Below are 23,254 nucleotides of genomic sequence, written 5' to 3' on the forward strand. Positions count from 1 at the left end.
GTGACAACCACCGGCCGTTATCCGTCCGTGACCGCTATGCGGCTGTTCGTGGGTATGAGCACCGCTAACGTCGAGCGCACCGACGGAGCCAAGCACTGCGATGGGGCGGATGATGACGAACGAGCCTTTGATCGTGCTCAGCGGCGTCAACAAATGGTTCGGCGAGCTGCACGTCCTCAAGGACGTCAACCTGTCGATCGCCCGGGGCGAGGTCGTGGTCGTGATCGGCCCGTCCGGCTCCGGCAAGTCGACGCTGTGCCGGGCGATCAACCGCCTGGAGCCGATCAACAACGGCGACATCGTCTTCGACGGCACCCGCCTGCCGCAGGAGGGCCGGCCGCTGGCGCGGCTGCGCAGCGAGGTCGGCATGGTGTTCCAGTCGTTCAACCTGTTCGCGCACAAGACCATTCTCGAGAACGTGATGCTCGGCCCGGTGAAGGTCCGCAAGGAGAAGCCGGCGGTCGTGCGGGAGCGCGCGCTCGGGCTGCTCGACCGGGTTGGGATCGCCGCGCAGGCGGAGAAGTACCCGGCGCAGTTGTCCGGCGGTCAGCAGCAGCGCGCCGCGATCGCCCGGGCCCTCGCCATGCAGCCCAAGGCGATGCTCTTCGACGAGCCGACGAGCGCGCTGGACCCGGAGATGGTCGGCGAGGTGCTCGAGGTCATGACGGGCCTCGCGAGCGAGGGCATGACGATGGTCGTCGTCACGCACGAGATGGGCTTCGCGCGGCACGCCGCCAACCGGGTCGTGTTCATGGCCGACGGCCAGCTGGTCGAGGAGGCGGACCCGAAGACGTTCTTCGCCAACCCGCGCACCGACCGCGCCAAAGACTTCCTGTCAAAGATCCTGACGCACTAGAAACCCACGAAAGGGGATAGCGACCATCATGCGCATCACGCGGATCGCAGCGGCAGCCGCCGCCGTCACGCTCGCGCTCGGCCTGGCCGCCTGCGGCAAGGACGGCACGCCCACGCCGTCGGCCGAGGGCGGTAGCTCCGGTGCGGCGGCACCGGCCAGCGACACCTGCACCTCGTCCGGCACCACGTTCACACCGGCCACCGGCGTGGCGATCACGGGCAGCCCGACGTTCGACCGCATCAAGGCGGCCGGCAAGGTCGTCATCGGTGTCAAGTTCGACCAGCCCAACCTGGGCTACAAGGACGCCGCCGGCAAGCGCTGCGGCTTCGACATCGAGATCGCCCAGCTGATCGCGTCGAAGCTCGGCATCGACCCGGCGAAGATCGAGTACAAGGAGATCGCCTCCGCCAACCGCGAGACGGCGATCAAGGGCGGCGAGGTCGACTACTACGTCGGCACCTACTCGATCACCGACAAGCGCAAGGCGGACGTGTCGTTCGCCGGCCCGTACTTCGTCGCCGCGCAGGACCTGCTGGTCCGCAAGGACGACTCGTCGATCACGGGCTCCGACAGCATCAAGGGCAAGACGGTCTGCTCCGCGACCGGCTCCACGCCGATCCAGCGGGTCCGTGACCAGAAGCTGACCGACAAGATCGTGGAGTTCAAGACCTACTCCGAGTGCGTGTCGCAGCTGCTGGACAAGAAGGTCGACGCGGTCACCACCGACGACGCGATCCTGAAGGGCTTCGCGGCGCAGGCGCCGTCGCAGCTGAAGGTCGTCGGCAAGCCGTTCCTCGACCCGGCCACCGGCAAGGCATACCCGGAGAAGTACGGCATCGGCCTCGGGCACGACGACAAGGCCCTGCGCGACTTCGTGAACGCCTCGCTGGAGGCCGCGTTCAGCGACGGCACCTGGCAGAAGATCTACGACGGCACGCTCGGCAAGTCGGGCTCGGCGGGCAGCCCGCCCACCCTCGAGAAGTACTGATCCAGCCACAGACGGGGCGCCGCCAATCCGAACGGCGGCGCCCCGTCCCATGAACTCAAGCGCGTCCCATGAACTAAAAGCGCGTCCCGCGAACAAAGCGCGTGCCGTGGACGAGCAACAAAGGGCGGAAGTGGAGGTCACCCCGGCGTGAGCGACTTTTTTCATGTCCTGACGGACAACTGGGACGTCATCGGCTCCCACTTCTGGGAGACGGTGAAGCTCTTTCTGATCTCCGCCGTCGGATCGATCGTCCTCGGCACGCTGCTGGTGGCGATGCGGGTCTCCCCCATCCCGGCGCTGCGCGCGTTCGGCAGCTCCTACGTGCTGCTGCTGCGCAACACACCACTCACCCTGATCTTCGCGCTGCAGGTCTTCGCGCTGCCGAAGCTCGGCGTCAACTTCGAGTTCTTCACCGGCGCGTGCGTCGCGCTGACCGCGTACACGAGCGCGTTCGTGTGTGAGGCCCTGCGCTCCGGCATCAACACGGTGCCCGTCGGGCAGGCCGAGGCGGCCCGCGCGCTGGGCATGACGTTCCTGCAGGTGCTCACCAACGTGGTGCTGCCGCAGGCGTTCCGCACCGTCGTGCCGCCGCTGGTCAGCGTGCTCAACGCCATGCTGAAGAACACCACCGTCGCGGCCGGCTTCTCCGTCGCCGAGGCCGGCGCGATCACGTTCTACCTCTCGGAGCGCGGCGAGAACCAGATCTACGGCCTGCTGTGGATCACGATCGGGTTCCTGATCCTCGTGGTGCCGCTGGTGACCCTGCAACGGATGCTCGAACGACGCTGGAAGGTCGCCCGATGAGCAACGTCCTCTACGACCTGCCCGGCCCTAAGGCCCGCGTGCGGTACCGCATCATCGGCATCGTCAGCGCACTCGGCATCGTCGCGCTGCTCGCGTACGTCGTCTGGCGCTTCTACGACACGGGCCAGTTCGAGGCGCTCCGCTGGGAGCAGTTCCAGTACACGAAGATCCAGCAGGACCTCCTCGACGGCTACCTCACCACGTTGCGCGCCGCCGGCGCCGCGGCCGTGCTCGCGCTGCTCCTCGGCGCGCTGCTGGCGACCGCGCGCCTGAGCGACCACGCGGTCTTCCGCGCGCCGGCGTCGGGCTTCGTCGAGCTGTTCCGCGCCATCCCGCTGCTGATCCTGATCTTCTTCGCGTATTACGGCCCGATCCAGCTCGGCTACAAGGTCGGCCCGTTCTGGCCGCTCGTGATCGGCCTCACGCTGTACAACGGCGCGGTCCTGTCCGAGATCTTCCGGGCCGGCATCCTCGCCGTGCACCGCGGGCAGTCCGAGGCCGCGTACGCGCTGGGCATGCGCAAGTCGCAGGTCATGACGTCGATCCTGCTGCCGCAGGCGGTCCGGGCCATGCTCCCGGCGATCGTCAGCCAGCTGGTCGTGCTGCTGAAGGACACCGCGCTCGGGTTCATCATCCAGCTGCCGGAGCTGCTGTACTACGGCAAGCAGTTCGGCGGCCGGCTGCTCTTCGGCTTCCCGTACGTCCCCGGGTACCTCGTCGTCGCCGCCGTCTACATCGGCACCTGCGGCCTGCTGTCGTGGTTCGCCTTCTGGCTGCAGAAGCGGCTCATGGGCGGCCCCAAGCAGGTGAAGACGGCCGCGCGCCCCGTCAAGCTGGCCGACGTCAACCAGGCCGTGTGAGCTAGGCCGTTGGTTGATTGGCAACGTTGCGCGTAGTACGTACGCTGCGCGGGTGGCGGACACCGGCTTTCGTTTGGGCATCGACTTCGGCACCTCGAACACCGTCGCCGTCCTCCGCTGGCCGGACGGGCGCACGAAGCCGCTGCTGTTCGACGGCTCGCCGCTGCTGCCCTCCGCCGTGTACGTCAACGCCGACGGCACCATCCTCACGGGCCGTGACGCAGTGCACTCGGCGCGCCTGCAGCCGCACCGCTTCGAGCCGTACCCGAAGCGCCGCGTCGAGGAAGGCACCGTCTGGCTCGGCGAGCAGGACGTCCCGGTCCTCGACCTCGTCACGACCGTCCTGCGCCGGGTCGCCGCCGAGACGTACCGGGTCGCCGGCGCGTACCCCAACGAGGTCAACCTGACCCACCCGGCGACCTGGCCGCCGCAGCGCCGCCAGACGCTGTCGCAGGCGGCCGTCGCCGCGGGCTTCCCGAGCCCCTTCCTCTCGTCGGAGCCGGTCGCCGCCGCGTCCTATTTCGTCGGTACCGTCGGCACCCACGTCCCTGTCGGCGGCATCGCCGTCGTGTACGACTTCGGCGCCGGCACCTTCGACGCAAGCGTGGTCCGCCGCAACGCCGGCGGCGGCTTCGACGTCCTCGCCAGCGAGGGCCTTCCCGACGCGGGCGGGCTGGACGTGGACGCCGCGGTCGTGGCATACCTGGGCCGCGCGTTCACCGGCCGTGAGGGCGACCAGTGGCGCCGCCTCACCAACCCCGAGAGCGAGTCCGACCGGCGCGCCGCCTGGCAGCTGTGGGAGGACGCCAGGCTCGCCAAGGAGATGCTCAGCCGCGCCGCGACCACGTATGTGCATGTGCCGCTGTACGACGAGAGCGTGCCGATCGGGCGCGAGCAGCTCGAGCAGCTCGCCCGGCCGATCCTCGACCGGACCGTGACGGCGACGCAGCTCGCGGTGTCGTCGGCGGGCGTCGCCGGGCAGCCCCTGGCGGCGGTGTTCCTGGTCGGCGGCTCGTCGCGCATCCCGCTCGCCGCGACGCTGCTGCACCGGGCGTTCGGGCTGGCACCGACGGCGATCGAGCAGCCCGAGCTGGTGGTGGCCGAGGGTGCGCTGCACCTCGCGCCGCCGACGGGGCGGGCGCACGTCGGAGGCGCGCCGACGCCGGTCGCGTCGGGGCCGTTCGGCCCGGTGCCGGTCCCGTCCTCTGGCGGGCCGTCGTCCGGTGCGCCGTCGTCCGGTGCTCCCTCGTCCGGTGCGCCGTCCTCCGGTGGGCCGACTTCTGGTGGGCCTTCGCATGAGGTCAGCGGGGACGTCTCGGCGCAGCCCGTGTCGGCGACGCCGGTGTCCCCGGGGTTCAGCATGCCGTCGATGAACCCGGGGTTGCCGCCGCTGCTGCAGACCGGATCGATGCCGGTGGTGCCGAGCCGTCAGCAGACGCCGCAGGTGTACCAGCAGCCGCAGCCACCGCAGCAGCGACCGCCCGTGCCGCAGCAGCCGCCTGTTCCTCCGCAGCAGCCGCCCGTGCCGCAGCAGCCGGTCCAGCGGCCGCCGGTGCCGCAGCAGCCGCCGGTCCAGCGGCCGCCCGTTGGTCAGCCCGTGCCGCAGCAGCCCGCGCAGTACCAGCAGCCGATGCAGCCTGTTCCGCCGGTTGTCCCGCAGCAGCCCGTGCCGCCGGTTCCTCAGCAGCCCGTGCCGCCGGTCGTTCCGCAGCAGGCGCCCGCGCAGTACCAGCAGCCGGTCCAGCCGCAGGTGCAGCAGCGGCCGCCGGTCGTCCCGCCGGCGCAGTTCCAGCAGGCGCCACCTGTACAGCGGCCGCAGGTGAGCGCGCCGCCCGCGGCCGGGCCTCCGGTCAACGCCGTGCAGGGCTGGGCGCCCACGTCGGGTCCGCCGGCGTCCGGGCCGCCCGCCTACCCGTCGTCCGCGCCGCCCTCGGCGAACGGCCGGGGGGGCAAGACGCTCGTCGCCGCCGTCGGTGGCGGGGTGCTCGCCCTGCTGCTGGTCGTCGCGGGCATCGTCTGGGCCGTCAACCGCAACGGTGACGACGTCGAGCCGGGCGGCGGCGGCAGCAGCCCGACCAACCAGGCGGGGCCCGCGGTCTCGCCGGCCTGCGGGCACAAGGTCGGGTTCCTCGGCATCCTGGCCGGGACCGGCTCCAAGGACAGCAACGGCATGCGCAACGCGACCAAGCTGGCCGTCGACGACTACAACGCCAAGCACGCCGGCTGCAACGTCGGGTTCGTCGAGTTCGACACGAAGGGCACCGAGGAAGGCAGCAAGGCCGCCGCGGAGAGCCTGGTCGCCGACAGCGAGGTGATCGGCGTCGTCGGTCCCTCGTACCGCACGGAGGTCCTCGGCGCCGCGCCCGTCCTGGAGAAGGCCGGCATCCCGTTCTTCACGACGTACGCGCCCGACGTCGACCTCGCCGCGAAGGGCTGGTCCACGTTCCACCGGCTCATCGCCAACGACAAGGACCAGGCGTCGGCCGGCGCCCGGTACATCAAGAACACGCTGCGCGCCTCGAAGGTCGTCCTGGTCTACGACGACTCCGACTTCGGCGGCGTCGCCCGGCAGGCGGTCAGCGCCACGCTCGGCAGCAGCGTCACCACGAGCGTCCCGATCCGCCGCACCGCCACCGACTTCTCCGCCGCCGTCACCCAGGTCACGAACGCCGCCCCCGAGGCCGTGTACTACGCGGGCGAGGCCGACGACGGCACCGCGTTCCTGAAGGCCCTGCGCGCCGCGAAGCCCGCCATCGCGGTCGTCGTCAGCGACCGGCTCTTCACCCAGCTGTTCGTCGACACGCTCGGCAAGGCCGCCGACGGCATCGTCGTCACCTGCCCCTGCATCCCGAGCGACCACGCCGGCAACGACTACGCGTCGCGCTACCAGGCCGCGTACAAGACCAGCGCCGGCTACTACGGCCCCGAGGCCTACGACGGCGCGAGCATCATCCTGGCCGGCTTCACGGCCGGCAAGGCCACCCGCGAGGACATGCTCGCCTTCGTCAACAAGTACGACGCGAAGGGCATCGCCCGGTCGTACAAGTTCGCCTCGAACGGCGACCTCTCGGTCCCCGACCCCCTGATCTGGTCCTACAAGATCGGCGGCGGCTACGCGTCGTCGGAGAGCTCGATCGCCCCGTAACGGCACGCTGCGGGCGTCCGCAGCGTCCCCCGCCCACGTCCGGCCGCCGGCACCCCACACAGCCGGCGGCCTGTGTCGGGGGATGCATGGGCGCTTTCGGCAGGCCGTTCCTTCGGCGGGCCGGGGCCATGCCCCTCCGCTCTCGGTTCTTCCTAGCGGGCGATCTCGGTGACGCGCGATTCGCGGACGACGGTGACGCGGATCTGGCCGGGGTAGGTCAGCTCCTCCTCGATCTGCTTCGCGACGTCGCGGGCGAGGACGGCGGCGCCGATGTCGTCGACGTCGTCGGGGCGGACCATGACCCGGATCTCGCGGCCGGCCTGCATCGCGAAGACCTTCTCGACGCCCGACTTGCCGGCGGCGATCTCCTCGATGCGTTCGAGGCGCTTGACGTACGCCTCCAGGCTCTCGCGGCGGGCGCCGGGACGGCCACCGGAGCAGGCGTCGGAGGCCTGGGTGAGGACGGCCTCGATCGTCTGCGGGAGGACCTCGTTGTGGTGGGCCTCGATGGCGTGCACGACGTCCTCGGACTCGCCGTACTTGCGGGCGACGTCGGCACCGATCAGGGCGTGGCTGCCCTCGACCTCGTGCGTGAGCGCCTTGCCGATGTCGTGCAGGAACGCGCTGCGCTTGATGAGCTTCGGGTCGAGGCGCAGCTCGCTGGCCATGATGCCGGCGATGTGGGCGGTCTCGACGAGGTGCTTGAGGACGTTCTGGCCGTAGGAGGTGCGGTAGCGCAGCCGCCCCAGCAGCGCCATCAGCTCCGGGTGCAGGTCGGTGATCCCCACCTCGACCAGGGCGTCCTCGGCGGCGCGCAGGCAGAGGCGCTCGACCTCGTGCTTCGCCTGCTCGAACACCTCCTCGATCCGGTGCGGGTGGATCCGGCCGTCGAGGACGAGCTTCTCCAGCGTGAGCCGGCCGATCTCGCGCCGGACCGGGTCGAAGCACGACAGCAGGACCGCCTCGGGCGTGTCGTCGATGATCAGGTTGACCCCGGTCGTCGACTCGAACGCGCGGATGTTGCGCCCCTCGCGGCCGATGATCCGGCCCTTCATCTCGTCGCTGGGCAGGTGCAGGACGCTGACGACGCTCTCCGCGGTCTGCTCGCTGGCGACCCGCTGGATGGCGTCGACGACGATGTGCCGGGCCCGCTGGTCGGCGGTGTTGCGGGCGTCGTTCTCGATGTCGCGGACGAGGAGGGCGGCCTCCCGCTTCGCCTGCGCCTCGATCGTCTCGATGACCTCGACCCGGGCGGCGTCGGTCGTCAGGCCCGCGACCCGTTCGAGCTCCTCGCGGTGCCGCTCCTCGCCGGCGGCGATCTCGACCTCGCGGCGGGTGAAGGCCGCCTCGCGTTCGAGCAGGTCGGCCTCGGTGCTGGTGATGCGCCGGTCACGCTCGGCGAGCCGCTCGGCCTCCTCGGCGAGCAGCCGCTCCCGTTCGTCGAGCCGGCGCTGGCGTCGCTCCGCGTCCTGCGACTGCTCCTTCGCGACCGTGGTCAGCTGGCTGACCTCCCGCTCCCCCGCCCGGCGCGCGGCCGCCCTGGCCTGCTCCGCGTCGACCTCGGCCTGCCGGTGCGCCCGCTCCAGCAGCGAGTCGGCCTCGGCCCGCGCCGCGTCGAGGATGCGTCGCGCCTCCGACCTGGCGGAGCTGGCCTCTGCTTTCGCGGCGGCGGCTTCTGTACGCGCAGCGGCCGCCACGGCCCTCGCCTCGTCCACGGCGGCGGTGGCGTCCTCGGCGGCGGTGCGCAGGGATGCGAGCGAGTGCTCCTGCCGGTCCTTCTCGGCGAGGAACGCGGGATCTTCGGCGACAGACTGAGCGGGCGCGGCGGCCGTGGCGTGCAGCCGGCGCATGATCTTCAGCGAGACCAGCAGCGCGGCGAGGACGCCGAGGCCGATGACGACGACCACGACGAGGAGCACGACCTGTAGGCCGGTCACGCGGTCACCTCGGCGGCACTGGTCGCGTGCTGACGACCTGCGAGTCGTTCGCGGAGGATGGCAGGGGCGCACTCCGTCACGACGTCACCTCGCTCCGCTCGGCGCTGCGCAGGGTGGCGCAACGCGGGATGTTGTGGAGGAGACGCCCGACCACAGCCTGCCATCAAGATGTATCAATATCGGGACACAGGGTGCCCCGAAGACCGGTCGACACCACACCTCCCGCAAGGCGTGGCGCTTATATGTCGTGCATAAACGTTGCTGATCTGTGACGCGATCTATGTTGTGCGGTAAACCCGCGGTGGTTGGGCGGTCTCCATCTGGTAACGCCGAGGCTAGGTCGTGAAGGGCGCTTCGGTCAAGGACTCATGATCGGGCACCATACGGGACTTAAGTCCGTCAAGACCCCCGCCAGGCGAAACACCCTACCAGTGACATTTGACCAGACCTTTCCGGCATGTCGGTCGCACTCACCCCAAGATTGTCGACCGCCAGTAGTCGTCTGTTCGCAAGCTGCTCAACCTCGGCATCGGCCCTGCTGCAATCATTCCACCACAGACCGTGCGCCCACCAACCACACCATCGAAGCTCGTCGCACTCCACCCTTCCGCCGCGCCGCCGACGCCAGGTGGCGTTCTGCCAGCTGCCCCCACCTCGCCGACTCCCGGACCACACCGGGTGCCCCGCTCGTACCCTCCGGCGTCCGTTTCTACGCGGTGACGCTTCTCTCGGGGTGGCGACCGGGCCGGGGCGCGTGATCAACGGAGGGATCTGGCCGTGATCGCGGCCAGACCCGTCCTTCGATCAAGCCGACCGCGCGGGGCGCTCCCGGGCCAGCCGACCTCGTGGGTGGTGCTCCCGGGTTTCAGCTTTCAGCGCGGGCTGAGGCGCCATCAGCTTTGATGCCGGCGCCTCTCCGGCGGGCTCAGCGTTTGGTCGGGGTTGAGAGCAGCGTCGGCGGGGCGTCCGGGTCAGCTCCGTCCGCGGGCTCAGCGGCGCCCCTCCCGTGCGGGCTCAGCGTTGGTCGGGGTCGAGGGCGGCGTCGGCCAGGGCGTCGGCGTCGATGCCGTCGGCGAACTCGGCGGCGTCGTCCCGGGCCGCCATGCCTTCCTTGACCAGGCGGATGGCCATACCCGGGGGGTACCCCTTCCTCGCCAGCATCCCGACCAGCCGGCGGAACACCGCCTCGGGTGGGGCGTTGGACTCGACGCGGAGGCGCCTGGCGACCAGAGCCCTCGCGGTCTGCTCCTCGACGTCGGGGTCGAGCTCGTCGAGCGCCTCACCGACCTCGTCGGACGAGACGCCCTTGCGGCGCAGCTCCCCCGCCAGCGCCCTGCGGGACAGGCCCTTCCCGTGGTGCCTGCTGGCCACCCACGCCCGGGCGAACGCGGCGTCGTCGATGATGCCGACCTCGTCATACCGGTCGAGGATCTCGTCGGCGATCTCGTCCTCGACGCCACGTTTGCGCATGGCGGTGGCGAGCTCGAGCCTGGTCCTCGGCCGGACGGCGAGTTGCCGCAGGCAGATCTCGCGGGCCGCCTCCCTCGGATCGAGCGGCGCCGCCGGCTGCCCACCACGGCGGGAGCCGCCCCGCCGGCCCGACCGGCCTTCCGAACCGTCGCCCCACGGCCCGGACCCGTCCTGCTGAGGGTCGGACTGAGGCCCGGCCTCCGCAGGGTCTCCCCACGGCCCGGACCCGCCCTTCCGCTCCGGGATCGAGTCGTGCCCGGGACCGTCCTGGGACTGCCTGCGCGCCCCGCGCTTCTGACCCGATCGGCGACCGCGACCGGAGCCGCCACCGGTGTCGCGGTCCGAAGCGGGTGCGGTGGTGGACGGCAGGTCCTCGGTAAGACTGCCGCTCCAGGGATCCCCGGCGGCGTCGAGCGGAGACGTGGACGGCCGCTCCCCGGCGGCACCACGCGGCGCGGCGGATGCCCGGCCGCGCCGGGCGCCGCGCTCAAAGCCGGAGCCGGAGCCGGAGCCGGAGCCGGAGCCGAAGGTCTGACCAGGCGGAGCACCGGCCGGAGCCGCCGGCCAGCCCGGCGGGAGCTCGCCGGCGGGAACCCCGCGCCCCGGAGCGGTCGGCCAGCCGGGCGGAAGCTCCCGGGCGGTCGTCGGCCACGGCGGCGGAGCGCTGTCAGTGCTCACACCCGGCCCGGCTGAGGTCGAGGCGTCGCCGGACGGGTCTCGTGGCGTCGTTCCTGCCATGGGCGCCGGTGGCGCGGCCACGGCGCCGCCCGGCTGAGCCTCGGCGGACAGCCACGGGTTGTCGTCGCTCATGTCGGCGAGGATCCAAGGCACGCCACTCGCCGCCGGATCAGGACCAGCGGACGCACCCGCCGCCGGGTCGGGACCGGCGAAGGAGGGCTCAGCGTCCTCGGGTTCCGTTGACTGCTGGCTGGGATCGTCGGACCGCCGCCTGCCCGGCACGAGCACACCTCCGAAAAACCATGAACAGCGCGGGCGGGCCGGCCGTGGGACGGACCTCCAAACCAGGAGACCTCCCACGAACCGGCACCGATCGCCGCGTGAGCCGCGCTAAACCGGACGCAAGGCCCCCGAGCGCGTGGGACCCAGCGCCAGGGGAACAGCGCCCGGAACGGTCAGAAGTCGACCGGAGCCACCTCGGGGCCGCCGGCGGCGTCCGTGGCCTGGCCGACACCCACGCCCAGCTTCTCCTTGATCTTCTTCTCGATCTCGGCGGCGACGTCGGGGTTCTCCCGCAGGAACTTGCGGGAGTTCTCCTTGCCCTGGCCGAGCTGGTCGCCGTCGTAGGTGTACCAGGCGCCGGCCTTGCGGATGATCGTCTGCTCGACGCCCACGTCGATGAGGGAGCCCTCGCGGGAGATGCCCTTGCCGTACATGATGTCGAACTCGGCCTGCTTGAACGGCGAGGCCACCTTGTTCTTCACGACCTTGACGCGGGTCCGGTTGCCCACGACGTCGGTGCCGTCCTTGAGGCTCTCGATGCGCCGCACGTCGAGGCGGACCGACGAGTAGAACTTCAGCGCGCGACCACCCGTGGTGGTCTCCGGGCTGCCGAACATGACGCCGATCTTCTCGCGGAGCTGGTTGATGAAGATCGCGGTGGTGCCGGAGTTGTTGAGGGCACCGGTGATCTTCCGCAGGGCCTGGCTCATGAGGCGGGCCTGCAGACCGACGTGGCTGTCGCCCATCTCGCCCTCGATCTCGGCGCGGGGCACGAGGGCCGCGACGGAGTCGATGACGATGATGTCGAGCGCGCCGGAGCGGACCAGCATGTCGACGATCTCGAGGGCCTGCTCACCGGTGTCCGGCTGGGAGACGAGCAGCGCGTCGGTGTCGACGCCGAGGGCCTTGGCGTAGTCGGGGTCGAGGGCGTGCTCGGCGTCGATGAACGCCGCGATGCCACCCTGGGCCTGCGCGTTCGCGATCGCGTGGAGCGCGACGGTCGTCTTACCGCTGGACTCAGGCCCGAAGACCTCGATGACCCGGCCGCGGGGCAGCCCGCCGATGCCGAGCGCCACGTCGAGAGCGATGGATCCGGTCGGGATCACGGACATCGGCGCGATGACCCGCTCACCGAGCCGCATGACCGAGCCCTTGCCGAACTGCTTGTCGATCTGCGAGAGGGCGAGCCCGAGCGCCTTCTCCCGGTCAGGTTGCACTGCCATGTCCGTCACCCCTGAGTTCGCGGTCTTCGTCGGCGTTCGTTTATTCACGCTGACAAGGTAAGCGCCGGGTATGACAAAAAATCGGCGCCGACGCCTGAGGAGATTACCCGTACATCTGTACGATCAACGAGCCGACACGCCAAAAAGTCACCTTAACCTGCTAGGAACACGCTCCGGGTATGCGGCGACTACGGCGCGCCATACCACGGCCGCATCCTCGCCACCTGCGAGGGCTTCCTTGATCGTCCTGCCGCCGAGCTGGGTCAGCACCTGATCGTTGGCGATGCTGCCGGCGTACGCCGCGCCGAACGCCTCTTCCAACCGCTGCCAGAAATCCGTCAGTCGCACGCGGCCAAGACTAAGACCTCCGCAGCGCCAGCGCGGCCAGCGGCACCACGGCGATCCCCGCCAGCACCGACAAGGTGGCGAACCCGAACAGGTCGACCACGACCCCCGCGAGCGCGCCCGCGGTGGCCGCCGACACGCCCATGATGACGTCCGACAGCCCCTGCACGCCGGCGCGCTCGCCGACGGGCACGGACTCCGACAGCAGCGTCGATCCGGCCACCATCGTGCAGCCCCAACCCACCCCGAGCAGGCCCATCCCGACCGCCAGCCGGACCGTGTCGTCGCCGGCGGTGCCGCTCAGGGCGCACGCCGACGCCAGGAGCACGACGCCCGCCAGGATCACCGGGCGGCGGCCGAACCGGTCGGCGGCCCAGCCGACGACGGGCGACAGCGCGTACATGCCGGTGATGTGGATGCTGATCACCAGCCCGACGATGCGCAGCAGGTCACCGTGCGCGTGCACGTACTCACCGATGTGCACCGGGGTCATCGACATGACGCCGACCATCACCACGTGCCCGACCGCGACGGCGGAGACGCCGAGCCGCGCCCCGACACTGGCCCGGATCGCCGCGAAGGCCGACGACCAGGAAGACGACTTGTCCGATGAATCCGACAAGGACATCGATCGTGCCGTCAGCAGCGGATCGGGCCGCAGCAGCACGAACAGCGTGACGGCGCCGGCAAGGAACGCCAGCGCGCTGAACAGGTACGGCCCCGCGTACTCGGGCACACCCCACGGCATCGTCACCCTGTCCGCGAACGGTGCCAGGTTCGGGCCGACCACCGCGCCCAGCGTCGTCGCCCACACGACCAGCGACAGGTGCCGCGCCCGGCGGTCGTTGTCGGCGAGGTCGACGGCCGCGTACCGCGACTGCAGGTTGGCCGCCGAAGCCCCGCCGAACAGGAACGTGCCCACGAACAGCAGCGGCACGAGCCGCCACGACACCGCGGCCACCACCAGGAGCGAGCCGAGCACGCCCACGCCGTACGCGAACACCAGCCCCGGCCGCCGGCCGCCGGTGCGCATCAGCCGCGTCGCCGGGATCGCGATCAGCGCCGCCCCGATGACCGCGGCGCTGCCGGAGAGTCCCGCAGCGCTCGGGCCGGCCATGTCGGCGGCGAGCAGCGCACCGATCGACACCCCGCTGGCGACGCCGAGCCCGCCGATCACTTGCGTGGACACGAGCAGGCCCAGGGTGCGCCGCTGGAGGACGGCGGGTGCGTCGATCACGCCGTCATCCTGGCGTAGGCACCGCAGCCCGCACCACTCCTTACCGCGGAGGCGGACGGCTACTCGTACTCCGCCAACAGCGCCGCCAGGGCGGATACCGCGTCGGCCGCGTCGGCGCCTGTGGCGGACACCACCACCGAGGAGCCCGCGCGGGCGTTCAGCCCCATCACGCCGAGCACGCTGCGGGCACTCACCCGCCGCTCGCCTGCGGTGATCTCGACGGTACTGGTGAACCCCGCAGCTGCCCGCACCAGCGCGCCGGCGGGGCGTGCGTGCAGGTCCGCCGGCAACACCACCGTCGCCTCAGAGCTTGCGGACATCGCGGGCCTCCGTCGCCGCCCGGATGCATTCCGCGAGGTCGGCACCGGCGCCGGCCAGTACAGCCGAAGCCACCGCTCCCTCGACGAACGGCGCGTCCACCAGGGTGGCCGTGTTGGCGACCCGGTCCTCGAGCACGGTCTGCGCGGTGAGGACGGCGCTACCCAGGTCCGTCAGGACCAGCACCCCGGCGCCCCGGTCGGCCCGGTCGATCGCGACCAGGATCCGGTCGTAGCTCGTGCCGAGCCCGCCGTCGTCCGTGCCACCCGCCGCCTCGATCGGCACCTCCTCCCCCGCGACCTGCACGAGCATGTCCCGCAACCCGTGCGCGAGCCGTTCGCTGTGTGAAACCAGCACGATTCCCACCATGTGTGCCACGTGAGCAATGCTATGCAGCCGCTGTACCGCCAAAATGCTAGGCATGAAGAAGTTCATCAACGATCCGGACGACGTGGTCCGGGAAGCGCTCGCCGGGATGGCCGCCGCGCACCCTGAGCTGCGCGTGGACCTCGACGAGCAGATCATCGTCCGGGCCGACGCGCCCCGCCCCGGCAAGGTCGGCCTCGTCTCGGGTGGTGGCTCCGGCCACGAGCCGCTGCACGGAGGGTTCGTCGGGCTCGGGATGCTCGACGCCGCGTGCCCCGGCGAGATCTTCACCTCCCCCGTCCCCGACCAGATCCTGGCCGCCACCAGGGCCGTCGACGGCGGCGCGGGGGTCCTGCACATCGTCAAGAACTACACCGGCGACGTCATGAACTTCGAGATGGCCGCGGAGGACGCCGAAACCCCGATCGAGAGCGTCCTCGTCGACGACGACGTCGCGGTCGACGGCTCCACCTGGACCGCGGGCCGCCGCGGTACGGGCGCCACCCTGCTGGTCGAGAAGATCGCCGGGGCGCTCGCGGAGCAGGGCGCGGCACTCGCCGAGGTCGCCGCCGTGGCGCGTGACGTCAACGAGCGGTCGGCCTCGTTCGCGATCGCCCTCACCGCCGGCACGTCCCCGGCCGCCGGCAAGCCCGGGTTCGACCTGCCGGAGGACGAGATCGAGGTCGGCGTCGGCATCCACGGCGAGCCCGGCCGCGCCCGCGAGCAGCTGCGCCCCGCCCGCGACCTCGCCGCCCGCATCGTCGAGCCGATCCTCACCGCCAAGCCGCTCGCGCCCGGCAGCGAGGTGATCATGCTGGTCAACGGGCTGGGCGGGACACCGCTGCTGGAGCTCTACCTCATGTTCAACGAGGTCAGCCGTCTGCTGGCCGATGCTGGTGTACAGGTGGCCCGCAGCCTCGTCGGCAACTACGTCACCAGCCTGGACATGGCCGGGATCTCGCTCACGGTGTGCCGCGCCGACGAGCGGCTCCTGCGCCTCTGGGACGCCCCGGTCCGCACCCCCGGCCTGCGGTGGGGTGCCTGACATGGATGCCACCCCGACCTCCGGTGGCGTGCCCGGCGGGGACGCCACCCCGGCCTCCGGCGGCCTGACGTCCGGCTCCGACGCGGCCCCGCCGTCCGGCTCTGACGTCGCCCCGCCGTCCGGCTCTGACGTCGCCCCGCCGTCCGGCTCTGACGTCGCCCCGCCGTCCGGCTCTGACGCGGCACCGCCGTCCGGTGGGGCACCCGGGGTGGACGCCGCGCTGGCTCGTGCGTGGGTCGCGGCCGTCGCCGCCTCCGTCGCCGCGCACGCCGCCGAGCTGACCGACCTCGACGCCGCCATCGGCGACGGCGACCACGGCGTCAACCTGCGCCGCGGGTTCGACGCGGTGGTCGCGGCCCTCGCCACGTTGGAGGCGGACACGGCCGGCGCGGTCCTGACGAAGACCGGCACGACCCTGGTGTCGAAGGTCGGCGGCGCCTCCGGCCCCCTGTACGGCAGCCTCTTCCGCGCCCTCGGCAAGACCCTGTCCGACGACTCGTCCGTCACCACCTTCGGTGCCGGCCTGCGAGCGGGCCTGGACGCGATCGTGCGGCTCGGCAAGGCCGAGCCCGGCGACAAGACCATGGTCGACGCGCTCACCCCGGCCGTCGCCGCGTTCGAGGCCGCGACCTCGTCCGGTCTCGTGGCCGCCGCCACCGCGGCGGCCACGGCGGCGGCGGACGGGGCGGCCGCGACGACGCCGCTGCAGGCCCGCAAGGGCAGGGCGTCCTACCTCGGCGAACGCAGCGTCGGCCACCAGGACCCGGGCGCCACGTCCACCGCGCTGATCTTCGCCGCTCTCGCCGACGTGACCTAGACTCCGAGGCTGCGCCCGATGATCTCCTTCATGATCTCGGTCGTGCCGCCGTAGATCGTCTGGACGCGGCTGTTCAGCCAGGCCTTCGCGACCGGGTACTCCATCATGAAGCCGTACCCGCCGTGCAGCTGGACGCAGCGGTCCGCCACCTTGTTCTGCAGCTCCGTGGTCCACCACTTCGCCTTGGCCGCGTCGGCGACCGTGAGCCGCCCCGCGTTCTGCTCGACGATGCACTGGTTCAGGAACGTCCTGGCGATCGTCACCTCCGTGTCGAGCTCGGCGAGCACGAACCGGTTGTGCTGGAACGACCCGATCGGCTTGCCGAACGCCTGCCGCGTCTTCGCGTAGTCGAGCGTGATCGCGAGCACCTGCTCGGCCGACGCCACGGCGGCGACGGCGATGCCGAGCCGCTCCCGCGGCAGGTTCGCCATCAGGTGGTAGAAGCCCGAGTTCTCCTGCCCGAGCAGGTGGTCGGCGGGGATGCGGCAGTCGTCGAAGAACAGCTCGGCGGTGTCGTTGGCCTTGAGGCCCACCTTCTCCAGGCGGCGCCCCCGCGTGAACCCGGGCGTCCCCGACTCGACCACGAACAGGCTGATGCCGTGCGCCCCGAGCGCGGGATCGGTCTTCGCCACCACGACGACGAGGTCCGCCAGCTCACCGTTCGTGATGAACGTCTTCTGCCCGTTGAGGACCCACTGGTCCCCGTCCCGCACCGCAGAGGTCCGCACCCCGGCGAGGTCACTCCCGGCGCCCGGCTCGCTCATCGCGATGGCGGTCACGATGTCCCCGGAGCAGAACCCGGGCAGCCACCGCTTCCGCTGCTCCTCCGTCGCCAGGTCCGTCAGGTACGGCGCCACGACGTCGTTGTGCAGCCCGAACCCGAGCCCGGACGCCCCCGCAGCGACGATCTCCTCGACGAGCACGGCGTTGAAGCGGAAGTCCTTCTGCCCGCCGCCCCCGTGCTCCTCGTCGACGTCCATCCCGAGCAGCCCGGCCGCGCCCGCCTTCCGCCAGACCTCCCGGTCGACGATGCCGGCCTTGTCCCACTCGTCGTTGTACGGCACCGCCTCGCGGGCCAGGAACGCCTTGCACAGTTCCCGGAAGGCTTCGTGCTCGGCTTCGTACAGGTGCTGTTCCATGACGTGCAGTGTTCTCCGTGAGACGCGGTCTCGCCTACCCCCATCGTGCTCTGCCCGGCGGGCGGGAATCAGAGGCCGAGCATGCCGTACAGGTGGTCCGGTAACGGCTCGGCGCCGGCCGGCGCGGTGGTGGTCAGGCTGGTGCCGAAGTCGGAGTAGGTGGCGGTGACGGGGTTGTCGGGGATCTCGACCTTCATCGCGACGAGACGGTCGTGGTCGTCGACCGTCGCCTCGAACGGGATCCTGGTGGCGACCTGCCCCAGCTGCATCACCTGCGGGATGTTGACGGGCCCCCAGGTGGTCACGCGGGTCATGTCGACGGTGCCGTTGTAGGAGCGGTCCTCGCGGCGTACGTCGTGCGTCGCGGCGATCAGCGCCTGGATGCCGGTCGGGTCCTTGACGGTGCTGAGACCGAGCGAGCCGGGCCGCGTGATGCGGGCGGGATCGACGCGGAACCAGGTGGCGCCGTCGAAGCCCGGCAGGGGCAGGCCGGTGAGCCGGGTGTACGCGGTCCCGCGCACCGCCACGGTGTCGATCTTCAGGGTGGCGCCGTCGGAGGTGACGCTGACCGTGGCGTCGAGCAGATCCGCGACAGGGTCGATGCCGCCGGTGTAGCTGCCCTCCTTGGCCACCACCTTGAACCGGTAGCCGCCGTTGATCAGCGCGCCGAGGCTCTTCGCCAGCTCGCTCTGCGAGGGCGCGACCGACGGGCCGGCGGTCGGCTTCGGCGGGTCGCTCTTGCCGAACGAGCACCCTGCCAACGCCACCGCCGCGACCAGCCCCACCGCCAGCGCGCCCACCAGCCTGCCGCGCCGCGCACCACACCGCGAACCCGCCGGCCGAACGCTCCACGCACCGCCCGGCAGGCCCGCAGTGCGAACGCTCCACCCACCACCTGGCAGGCCCGCAGCCCGAACGAGCCGCCCGCCACCCGGCAGGCCCGCCGCCCGAACGAGCCGCGCGGACAGGCGGGCCGGTGCAGGCGACTGGCCCGGGGCGGATGGCCGGAGTGGCTGTTGTCGTGACATGGAGGTCAGCCGTTGAGCAGGCCGTAGACGGCGGCGGGGGCGGCGGCGACGTCGGCGGCCTTGGGCGCGGCGACCGCGACCGGCTGTCCGTGGCCGGTGTAGTCGACCGTCAGGGCCTGCTCGGCGACCGTGCCGTAGGCCGGGACCGTGATCTTCAAGGAGACCAGGTGCTTGCCGTCGAGGGTCGCGGTGAACGGGGCCGACTTGGCCTTGTCGCCGAGGGCCTGCAGCACCGCGGCGTCGTCGATGCCGAGGTCGCCGCCGCTGCTGAGGTCATAGGTGCCGGTGATGGTGGCCGGGTCGCTCTGCGTGGCGGTGGCGACGCGGGACATGAGGCCCTGGCTGACGGTCGGGTCCTTCGCCTCGATCAGCCCGATGATCGCGTCCTTCTTGACCTTCGAGCGATCCAGCTTGTACCACTTCTTGGCGTTGATGCCCGTGGTCGGGATGCTGGTCTTGAAGTAGTAGTCGGTGCCGAGCGTGATGCCCTCGATCGTGTACTTGACGCCGCCGGCGGCAACCCCGTCGACCTTCACCTGCTGCTTGCCGGCGGGGTCGATCGAGCCCGTGAACGTGCCTTCGGGGATCTTCATCGTGTAGCTGTAGGCGCCCGCGTTGAGGTCCTTGACGGCCGCGGCGAGCGTGTCCTTCGCGGACGGTGCCTGCGACGCGCTGCCGCTGGAGCCCTTCGAGGCGTTGCTGGTCGTGTTGTCGTCGCCGCCCCCGCAGGCTGTCACCAGTGCCAGTGCGACCGTCGCGACGGCGATGCCGAACGTCCTGAACGTGCTGCTGCGCATGCCATTCCCTCCTTGATGACGCGCCCTGAGAACGCTGCTCCCTGCCCAACAGCGCGCAGACGACTTCGGGTGCGTCGATGGCCGCAGAACCCCGCAGCCACCCACGGAGACTAACCGCCGGGTCCGACAATTCCGCCCCGCGGGTCACGCCTGCAGCCGGGAGGTGCCGGCCAGGCGGCGCATCACCGCGCCGGCCACCCGTCCGGCGTCACGGGGGTCGAGGCAGGCCGTCGTGATACGGATCCCAGGGGGTGTGAGCAGCCGATACATGGATCCTGGCGCCACGGCGATGCCGTCCTCGCGCAGCCCTGCGACCATCGACGTCTCGTCCGGCACGGGGAGCCAGACATTGATGCCGCTGACGCCGCGGGCCGGCAGATCGCCGAGCGCGGCGCGCATCGCCTCCCGGCGGGTCGCGTAGACGTCGCGGGCGCGGTCGACCGTCGCGGTGGCGTCCGGGTCCTTCCACAGCTCGACGACCAGGCGCTGCAGGACGGTGGAGACCCAGCCCGCGCCGAGTCGCATTCGCCCTTCGATCCTTGCGATGGTCACCTCGTCGCCGACGACCGCCGCGACGCGGAGATCCGGCCCGTACGGCTTGGACAGCGACCGGACGTATGCCCATGCACCGGTCGAGCCGGCCAACGGATGCGCCCGGTCGTGCGCGAGCTCCGCCGCGTGGTCGTCCTCCAGGACCAGCAGCTGCCGGTACATGCTGAGCTGACGCCGCAACGCAGCGGATCGCCGCCCGGAGATCACCGCTCCGGTGGGGTTCTGGGCGCGGGACGTCACGACCAGTCCGGCCACCCCCGCGCTCAGCGCCGCCCGCAGTCCTTCCTCGGTGGGGCCCTCGTCGTCGACGGGCACGGACACGGGCGTGTAGCCGAGCGCCGCGACCAGGTCCAGGAGGTTTGCCCAGCCCGGGTCCTCGACCGCGACCTTGTCGCCGGGGCGCAGGTGCGCGACGAGGGCGCGCTCGATCGCGTCGAGGGCCCCGCCCGCGACGGTGAGGCGCCCGGACGGGATGCCGTCGGCGGCGAACCGCTCACCGGCCAGGTCGAGCAGCTCAGGCAGCGGGCCTCCCCCGGAGTAGCCGACCGCGGGCATGGTCTCGGCTAATCGGATCAGATGCGGCGCGTACATCGGCAGCAGCGCCCGATCGGGGGCTCCGCTGGCCAGGTCGAGGCCGCCGGCGGGCACCGCCAACCCGTGCTGGCCGCGCCTGGCCACAGGGGGGCGCGGGCGGACCCGCGTGCCGCCGCGGCCCGCCGTCTCGACCAGGCCCCGCTCGCGTAACGACCGATAGGCGGCCGCGACGGTGGCGGGGCTCACACCGAGGCCTGCCGCGAGCGCGCGGACGGACGGCAGCGCCGCGCCAGGATCGAGCTCGCCGGTGCGGATGCCGCGCTCGACGCTGGCCGAAATCTGGGCTGCCGTCGCGCCCGTCGGCTGGTACTGTACTGCCACAGTTCAGGGATTGTACTAGAACAAACGAGGTCATGGTGGAAACCTACCTGCGAACGCCGAAAACGACGCCGAGACGGATGAGCGAGCGCGCGTCGTACGACGCCGATCTGGTGCACTCGGTCCTCGATGAGGGATATGTCTGCCACGTCGGATTCGTCGTCGACGGCGAGCCGCGGGTCCTGCCGAACCTGCACGCGCGCATCGGCGACACGGTCTACCTGCACGGCTCGACCGGGAGCAGTTCGGCGCTCGCGGCCCGCCCCGGCGGCCTGCCGATCTGCGTGACGGTGACGTTGATCGACGGGCTGGTCCTCGCGCGCTCGCAGTTCCACCACAGCGCCAACTACCGCTCCGTGGTCGCGCACGGCGCCGCGCGGCTGGTCACCGACCCCGGCGAGCGCGACCGGGCGTTCGCGGCGCTGGTCGACAAGATCATGCCCGGCCGCGCCGCCGACAGCCGCCCGCCGGACACGAAGGAGCTGGCCAAGACCGCGGTGCTGGCCCTGACGCTGCAGGAGGTCTCGGCGAAGGTCCGCACCGGCGGCGTCGGCGACGACGAGGAAGACCTGCTCTTGCCGCATTGGGCGGGTGTTGTACCGCTGAAGCTCGTCGCCGGGCAGCCAGAGCCCGCACCCGGCGTGCTCGTGCCGCTGCCCGGCTATCTTCGCCCTGCCGAGGACGGCTGGCGGGGCGCGCCGGCGCTGCGGGGACGGCACGTCGTGCTGGAGCGGCTCGACCACGTGCACACGGAGGGCCTGTTCGCGGCGCTCGACGACGCCGAGGTCTGGACGCACCTCGCCGTCGCCCGACCCGCCTCGGCCGCCGGGATGGCCGCGATCGTGGACGCGGCGATCAAGGATCCGGCGCGGACTCCCTTCGTACAGCGGAATCCGTCGACGGGAGAGATCCTCGGCAGCACCTCCTTCTACGCGATCGACGAGGCGCGCCGCTCGATCGCGATCGGGCACACGATGCTCGGCCGCCCGCACTGGCGCACGGCGATCAACACCGAGTCGAAGCTGCTGCTCATGGCGCACGCGTTCGACACGTTGGGCGCGGTCCGGCTCGAGTGGCACACCGACATCCGCAACGAGCGCTCACAGCAGGCGATCGCGCGGCTCGGCGCGCAGCGCGAGGGTCTGCTGCGCGCGCACCGGCAGCGTCCCGACGGCAGCTGGCGCGACACGGCCTGCTTCTCGATGCTCGCCGACGAGTGGCCCGCGGCGCGGGACCGGCTGACCGCGGCGCTGGAAGCGGGCGGGCGCTGATGCTCGGCGTGACCAACCCCTGGACGTATCTGCTGGGCACGGCCGCGATCGTGCTCCTGCCCGGCCCCAACTCGCTGTACGTGCTGTCCGTCGCCGCCCGTCGCGGCGTGCGGGACGGGTATCGGGGCGCGGCCGGGGTCTGGCTCGGCGACGCGGTGCTCATGGTCCTTTCGGCCGGTGGCGTCGCCTCGCTGCTGCACACCTATCCCTGGCTGTTTCTCCTGGTGAAGTACGCGGGTGCCGGCTACCTGGCCTATCTCGGCATCCGCCTGGTGGTCGACACCGTCCGGCGGTTACGGGCACCCGCCTCGGCGCCGCAGCCCGAGGCGCCGGCCGACCGCCCGTTCCGGCGCGCGCTGGTGATCAGCCTGCTCAACCCGAAGGCGATCCTGTTCTTCGTGTCGTTCTTCATCCAGTTCGTCGACCCCGGCTATGCCCACCCGGCGGTGAGCTTCCTGCTGCTCGGGATCGTCGCCGAGGTGCTGAGCGCGATCTATCTGTCCGTGCTCATCTTCGCCGGGCGGTATCTGGCCGAGCAGTTCCGCTCCCGGCGGAAGCTCGCCGCCGGGTTGAGCACCTCGGTCGGCGGCCTGTTCCTGGCGTTCAGCATCAAGCTGGCGACGGCCAGCATCTCCTAGCGCTGCGACTGGTCCCGTAACGCATGGAGGGTCCCCCACTGGTTATGGGGGACCCTCTTCGCTGCCCGGCCAGGCAAGTCATCAGTGCTCGACTATCAGGTCGGCGCGACCGAGGTCGCGGAGCAGGTCGTTGACGACGCGGTCGTCGTCACCCTGGCGGCGCCGGTCGGCGGGGGCCCGGCCGCCGGTCAGCAGCGCCAGCCTGGCGCCACCGCCGGTGCGGGCCGGGCCGTCGCCGGCGGCGCCGCGGTAGACGAAGTAGTGCACGGCGGCGCGGACGCGGGCCCGGTCGACCGCGCTCGACCTGGCGGTGTCGGCGATCAGGCGGCGCAGCGCCTCAGCCATCCGCTCGGCATGCCCGACGTCCGTGGTGCCGCATCCGGTGCGCAGGGCGGCCAGGTATGCGTCCAGCTGGCGCAGCAGCACTTCCGACTCCTGGCGGATCGCCCGCTGGGCGATCGTGCGCTGTGCTGCCACCGGCTGCTCCTGTGTTCTGGGGATTGGTGCATCTTAGCCAAATTCCCCCTTTCGTACAAATCGGACTAA

21 protein-coding genes are annotated in these 23,254 nt (G+C 71.5%); 9 read left to right on the plus strand and 12 right to left on the minus strand.

Annotation, left to right across the window (positions count from 1 at the left end):
• The first annotated feature begins 109 nt into the window (after positions 1–109).
• The 5 genes from ACQEVZ_RS18005 to ACQEVZ_RS18025 all read left to right on the plus strand — a co-directional run bounded on the left by ACQEVZ_RS18005 (position 110) and on the right by ACQEVZ_RS18025 (position 6,653).
• Positions 110–856, plus strand: coding sequence for an amino acid ABC transporter ATP-binding protein (locus tag ACQEVZ_RS18005; protein ID WP_433367834.1), 747 nt, complete (start codon positions 110–112; stop codon positions 854–856).
• Positions 857–884: 28 nt separating this feature from the next.
• A complete protein-coding gene (locus tag ACQEVZ_RS18010; protein ID WP_360558440.1) occupies positions 885–1,844 on the plus strand; it encodes a glutamate ABC transporter substrate-binding protein in 960 nt (319 codons plus the stop codon).
• A 147-nt stretch (positions 1,845–1,991) separates the two neighbouring features.
• The gene (locus tag ACQEVZ_RS18015; protein ID WP_344507745.1) at positions 1,992–2,648 is read left to right on the plus strand and encodes an amino acid ABC transporter permease; all 657 of its coding nucleotides are present in this window, start codon (positions 1,992–1,994) and stop codon (positions 2,646–2,648) included.
• Positions 2,645–3,508 carry an amino acid ABC transporter permease gene (locus ACQEVZ_RS18020; protein WP_344507747.1) on the plus strand — a complete coding sequence of 288 codons (864 nt, stop codon included), beginning with the start codon at positions 2,645–2,647 and terminating at the stop codon, positions 3,506–3,508. The genes ACQEVZ_RS18015 and ACQEVZ_RS18020 overlap by 4 nt, the downstream gene beginning before the upstream one ends.
• Positions 3,509–3,560: 52 nt before the next feature.
• Positions 3,561–6,653, plus strand: coding sequence for an ABC transporter substrate-binding protein (locus tag ACQEVZ_RS18025; protein ID WP_433367839.1), 3,093 nt, complete (start codon positions 3,561–3,563; stop codon positions 6,651–6,653).
• Positions 6,654–6,805: 152 nt separating this feature from the next.
• Here ACQEVZ_RS18025 and rny read toward each other — a convergent pair whose 3' ends face one another.
• The 7 genes from rny to dhaM all read right to left on the minus strand — a co-directional run bounded on the left by rny (position 6,806) and on the right by dhaM (position 14,500).
• On the minus strand, positions 6,806–8,503 hold the full coding sequence (gene rny / locus ACQEVZ_RS18030) for a ribonuclease Y (RefSeq protein WP_433376835.1): 1,698 nt from the start codon (positions 8,501–8,503) through the stop codon (positions 6,806–6,808).
• A gap of 1,101 nt (positions 8,504–9,604) precedes the next feature.
• A complete protein-coding gene (locus tag ACQEVZ_RS18035) occupies positions 9,605–10,306 on the minus strand; it encodes a regulatory protein RecX (RefSeq protein WP_433376838.1) in 702 nt (233 codons plus the stop codon).
• Between the two features lie 887 nt (positions 10,307–11,193).
• Positions 11,194–12,243 (minus strand): recombinase RecA, encoded by a 1,050-nt coding sequence (recA, locus tag ACQEVZ_RS18040; RefSeq protein ID WP_344507752.1) that lies wholly within the window; start codon positions 12,241–12,243, stop codon positions 11,194–11,196.
• A 147-nt stretch (positions 12,244–12,390) separates the two neighbouring features.
• Positions 12,391–12,591 carry a DUF3046 domain-containing protein gene (locus tag ACQEVZ_RS18045; RefSeq protein WP_360559711.1) on the minus strand — a complete coding sequence of 67 codons (201 nt, stop codon included), beginning with the start codon at positions 12,589–12,591 and terminating at the stop codon, positions 12,391–12,393.
• Positions 12,592–12,601: 10 nt separating this feature from the next.
• Positions 12,602–13,825 (minus strand): MFS transporter, encoded by a 1,224-nt coding sequence (locus ACQEVZ_RS18050; RefSeq protein ID WP_433367844.1) that lies wholly within the window; start codon positions 13,823–13,825, stop codon positions 12,602–12,604.
• Positions 13,826–13,884: 59 nt separating this feature from the next.
• Entirely contained in the window at positions 13,885–14,145 is a 261-nt protein-coding gene (locus ACQEVZ_RS18055; RefSeq protein ID WP_344507758.1) for an HPr family phosphocarrier protein, read from the minus strand.
• Positions 14,129–14,500, minus strand: coding sequence for a dihydroxyacetone kinase phosphoryl donor subunit DhaM (gene dhaM, locus ACQEVZ_RS18060; protein ID WP_344507760.1), 372 nt, complete (start codon positions 14,498–14,500; stop codon positions 14,129–14,131). The genes ACQEVZ_RS18055 and dhaM overlap by 17 nt, the downstream gene beginning before the upstream one ends.
• A 64-nt stretch (positions 14,501–14,564) precedes the next feature.
• Here dhaM and dhaK point away from each other — a divergent pair, with 64 nt between their 5' ends.
• Positions 14,565–15,554 (plus strand): dihydroxyacetone kinase subunit DhaK, encoded by a 990-nt coding sequence (gene dhaK / locus ACQEVZ_RS18065; protein WP_433367849.1) that lies wholly within the window; start codon positions 14,565–14,567, stop codon positions 15,552–15,554.
• A gap of 1 nt (position 15,555) precedes the next feature.
• The gene (gene dhaL / locus ACQEVZ_RS18070; RefSeq protein ID WP_433367852.1) at positions 15,556–16,371 is read left to right on the plus strand and encodes a dihydroxyacetone kinase subunit DhaL; all 816 of its coding nucleotides are present in this window, start codon (positions 15,556–15,558) and stop codon (positions 16,369–16,371) included.
• On the opposite strand, the gene ACQEVZ_RS18075 is transcribed toward dhaL, so the two are convergent.
• The 4 genes from ACQEVZ_RS18075 to ACQEVZ_RS18090 form a co-directional block, all read right to left on the minus strand.
• Positions 16,368–17,510, minus strand: coding sequence for an acyl-CoA dehydrogenase family protein (locus tag ACQEVZ_RS18075; RefSeq protein ID WP_433367855.1), 1,143 nt, complete (start codon positions 17,508–17,510; stop codon positions 16,368–16,370). The genes dhaL and ACQEVZ_RS18075 overlap by 4 nt on opposite strands.
• Before the next feature lie 68 nt (positions 17,511–17,578).
• Complete coding sequence (locus tag ACQEVZ_RS18080) at positions 17,579–18,310, minus strand: hypothetical protein (RefSeq protein ID WP_433367858.1); 732 nt, start codon at positions 18,308–18,310, stop codon at positions 17,579–17,581.
• A gap of 233 nt (positions 18,311–18,543) precedes the next feature.
• Complete coding sequence (locus tag ACQEVZ_RS18085) at positions 18,544–19,335, minus strand: hypothetical protein (protein WP_433367861.1); 792 nt, start codon at positions 19,333–19,335, stop codon at positions 18,544–18,546.
• Between the two features lie 144 nt (positions 19,336–19,479).
• Complete coding sequence (locus tag ACQEVZ_RS18090) at positions 19,480–20,802, minus strand: aminotransferase class I/II-fold pyridoxal phosphate-dependent enzyme (RefSeq protein WP_433367864.1); 1,323 nt, start codon at positions 20,800–20,802, stop codon at positions 19,480–19,482.
• A gap of 77 nt (positions 20,803–20,879) precedes the next feature.
• On the opposite strand from ACQEVZ_RS18090, the gene ACQEVZ_RS18095 reads away from it, so the two are divergent.
• A complete protein-coding gene (locus ACQEVZ_RS18095; protein ID WP_433367867.1) occupies positions 20,880–22,070 on the plus strand; it encodes a bifunctional pyridoxamine 5'-phosphate oxidase family protein/GNAT family N-acetyltransferase in 1,191 nt (396 codons plus the stop codon).
• A complete protein-coding gene (gene leuE, locus ACQEVZ_RS18100; RefSeq protein WP_344507775.1) occupies positions 22,070–22,708 on the plus strand; it encodes a leucine efflux protein LeuE in 639 nt (212 codons plus the stop codon). Before ACQEVZ_RS18095 ends, leuE begins: the two co-directional genes overlap by 1 nt.
• Positions 22,709–22,789: 81 nt before the next feature.
• Here the strand turns inward: leuE and ACQEVZ_RS18105 are convergent, their stop codons facing one another.
• On the minus strand, positions 22,790–23,185 hold the full coding sequence (locus ACQEVZ_RS18105) for a hypothetical protein (RefSeq protein ID WP_344507776.1): 396 nt from the start codon (positions 23,183–23,185) through the stop codon (positions 22,790–22,792).
• Between the last annotated feature and the right edge of the window lie 69 nt (positions 23,186–23,254).

It is taken from the genome of Dactylosporangium sp. CA-152071, assembly GCF_050936335.1.
GTDB lineage: Bacteria > Actinomycetota > Actinomycetes > Mycobacteriales > Micromonosporaceae > Dactylosporangium > Dactylosporangium maewongense.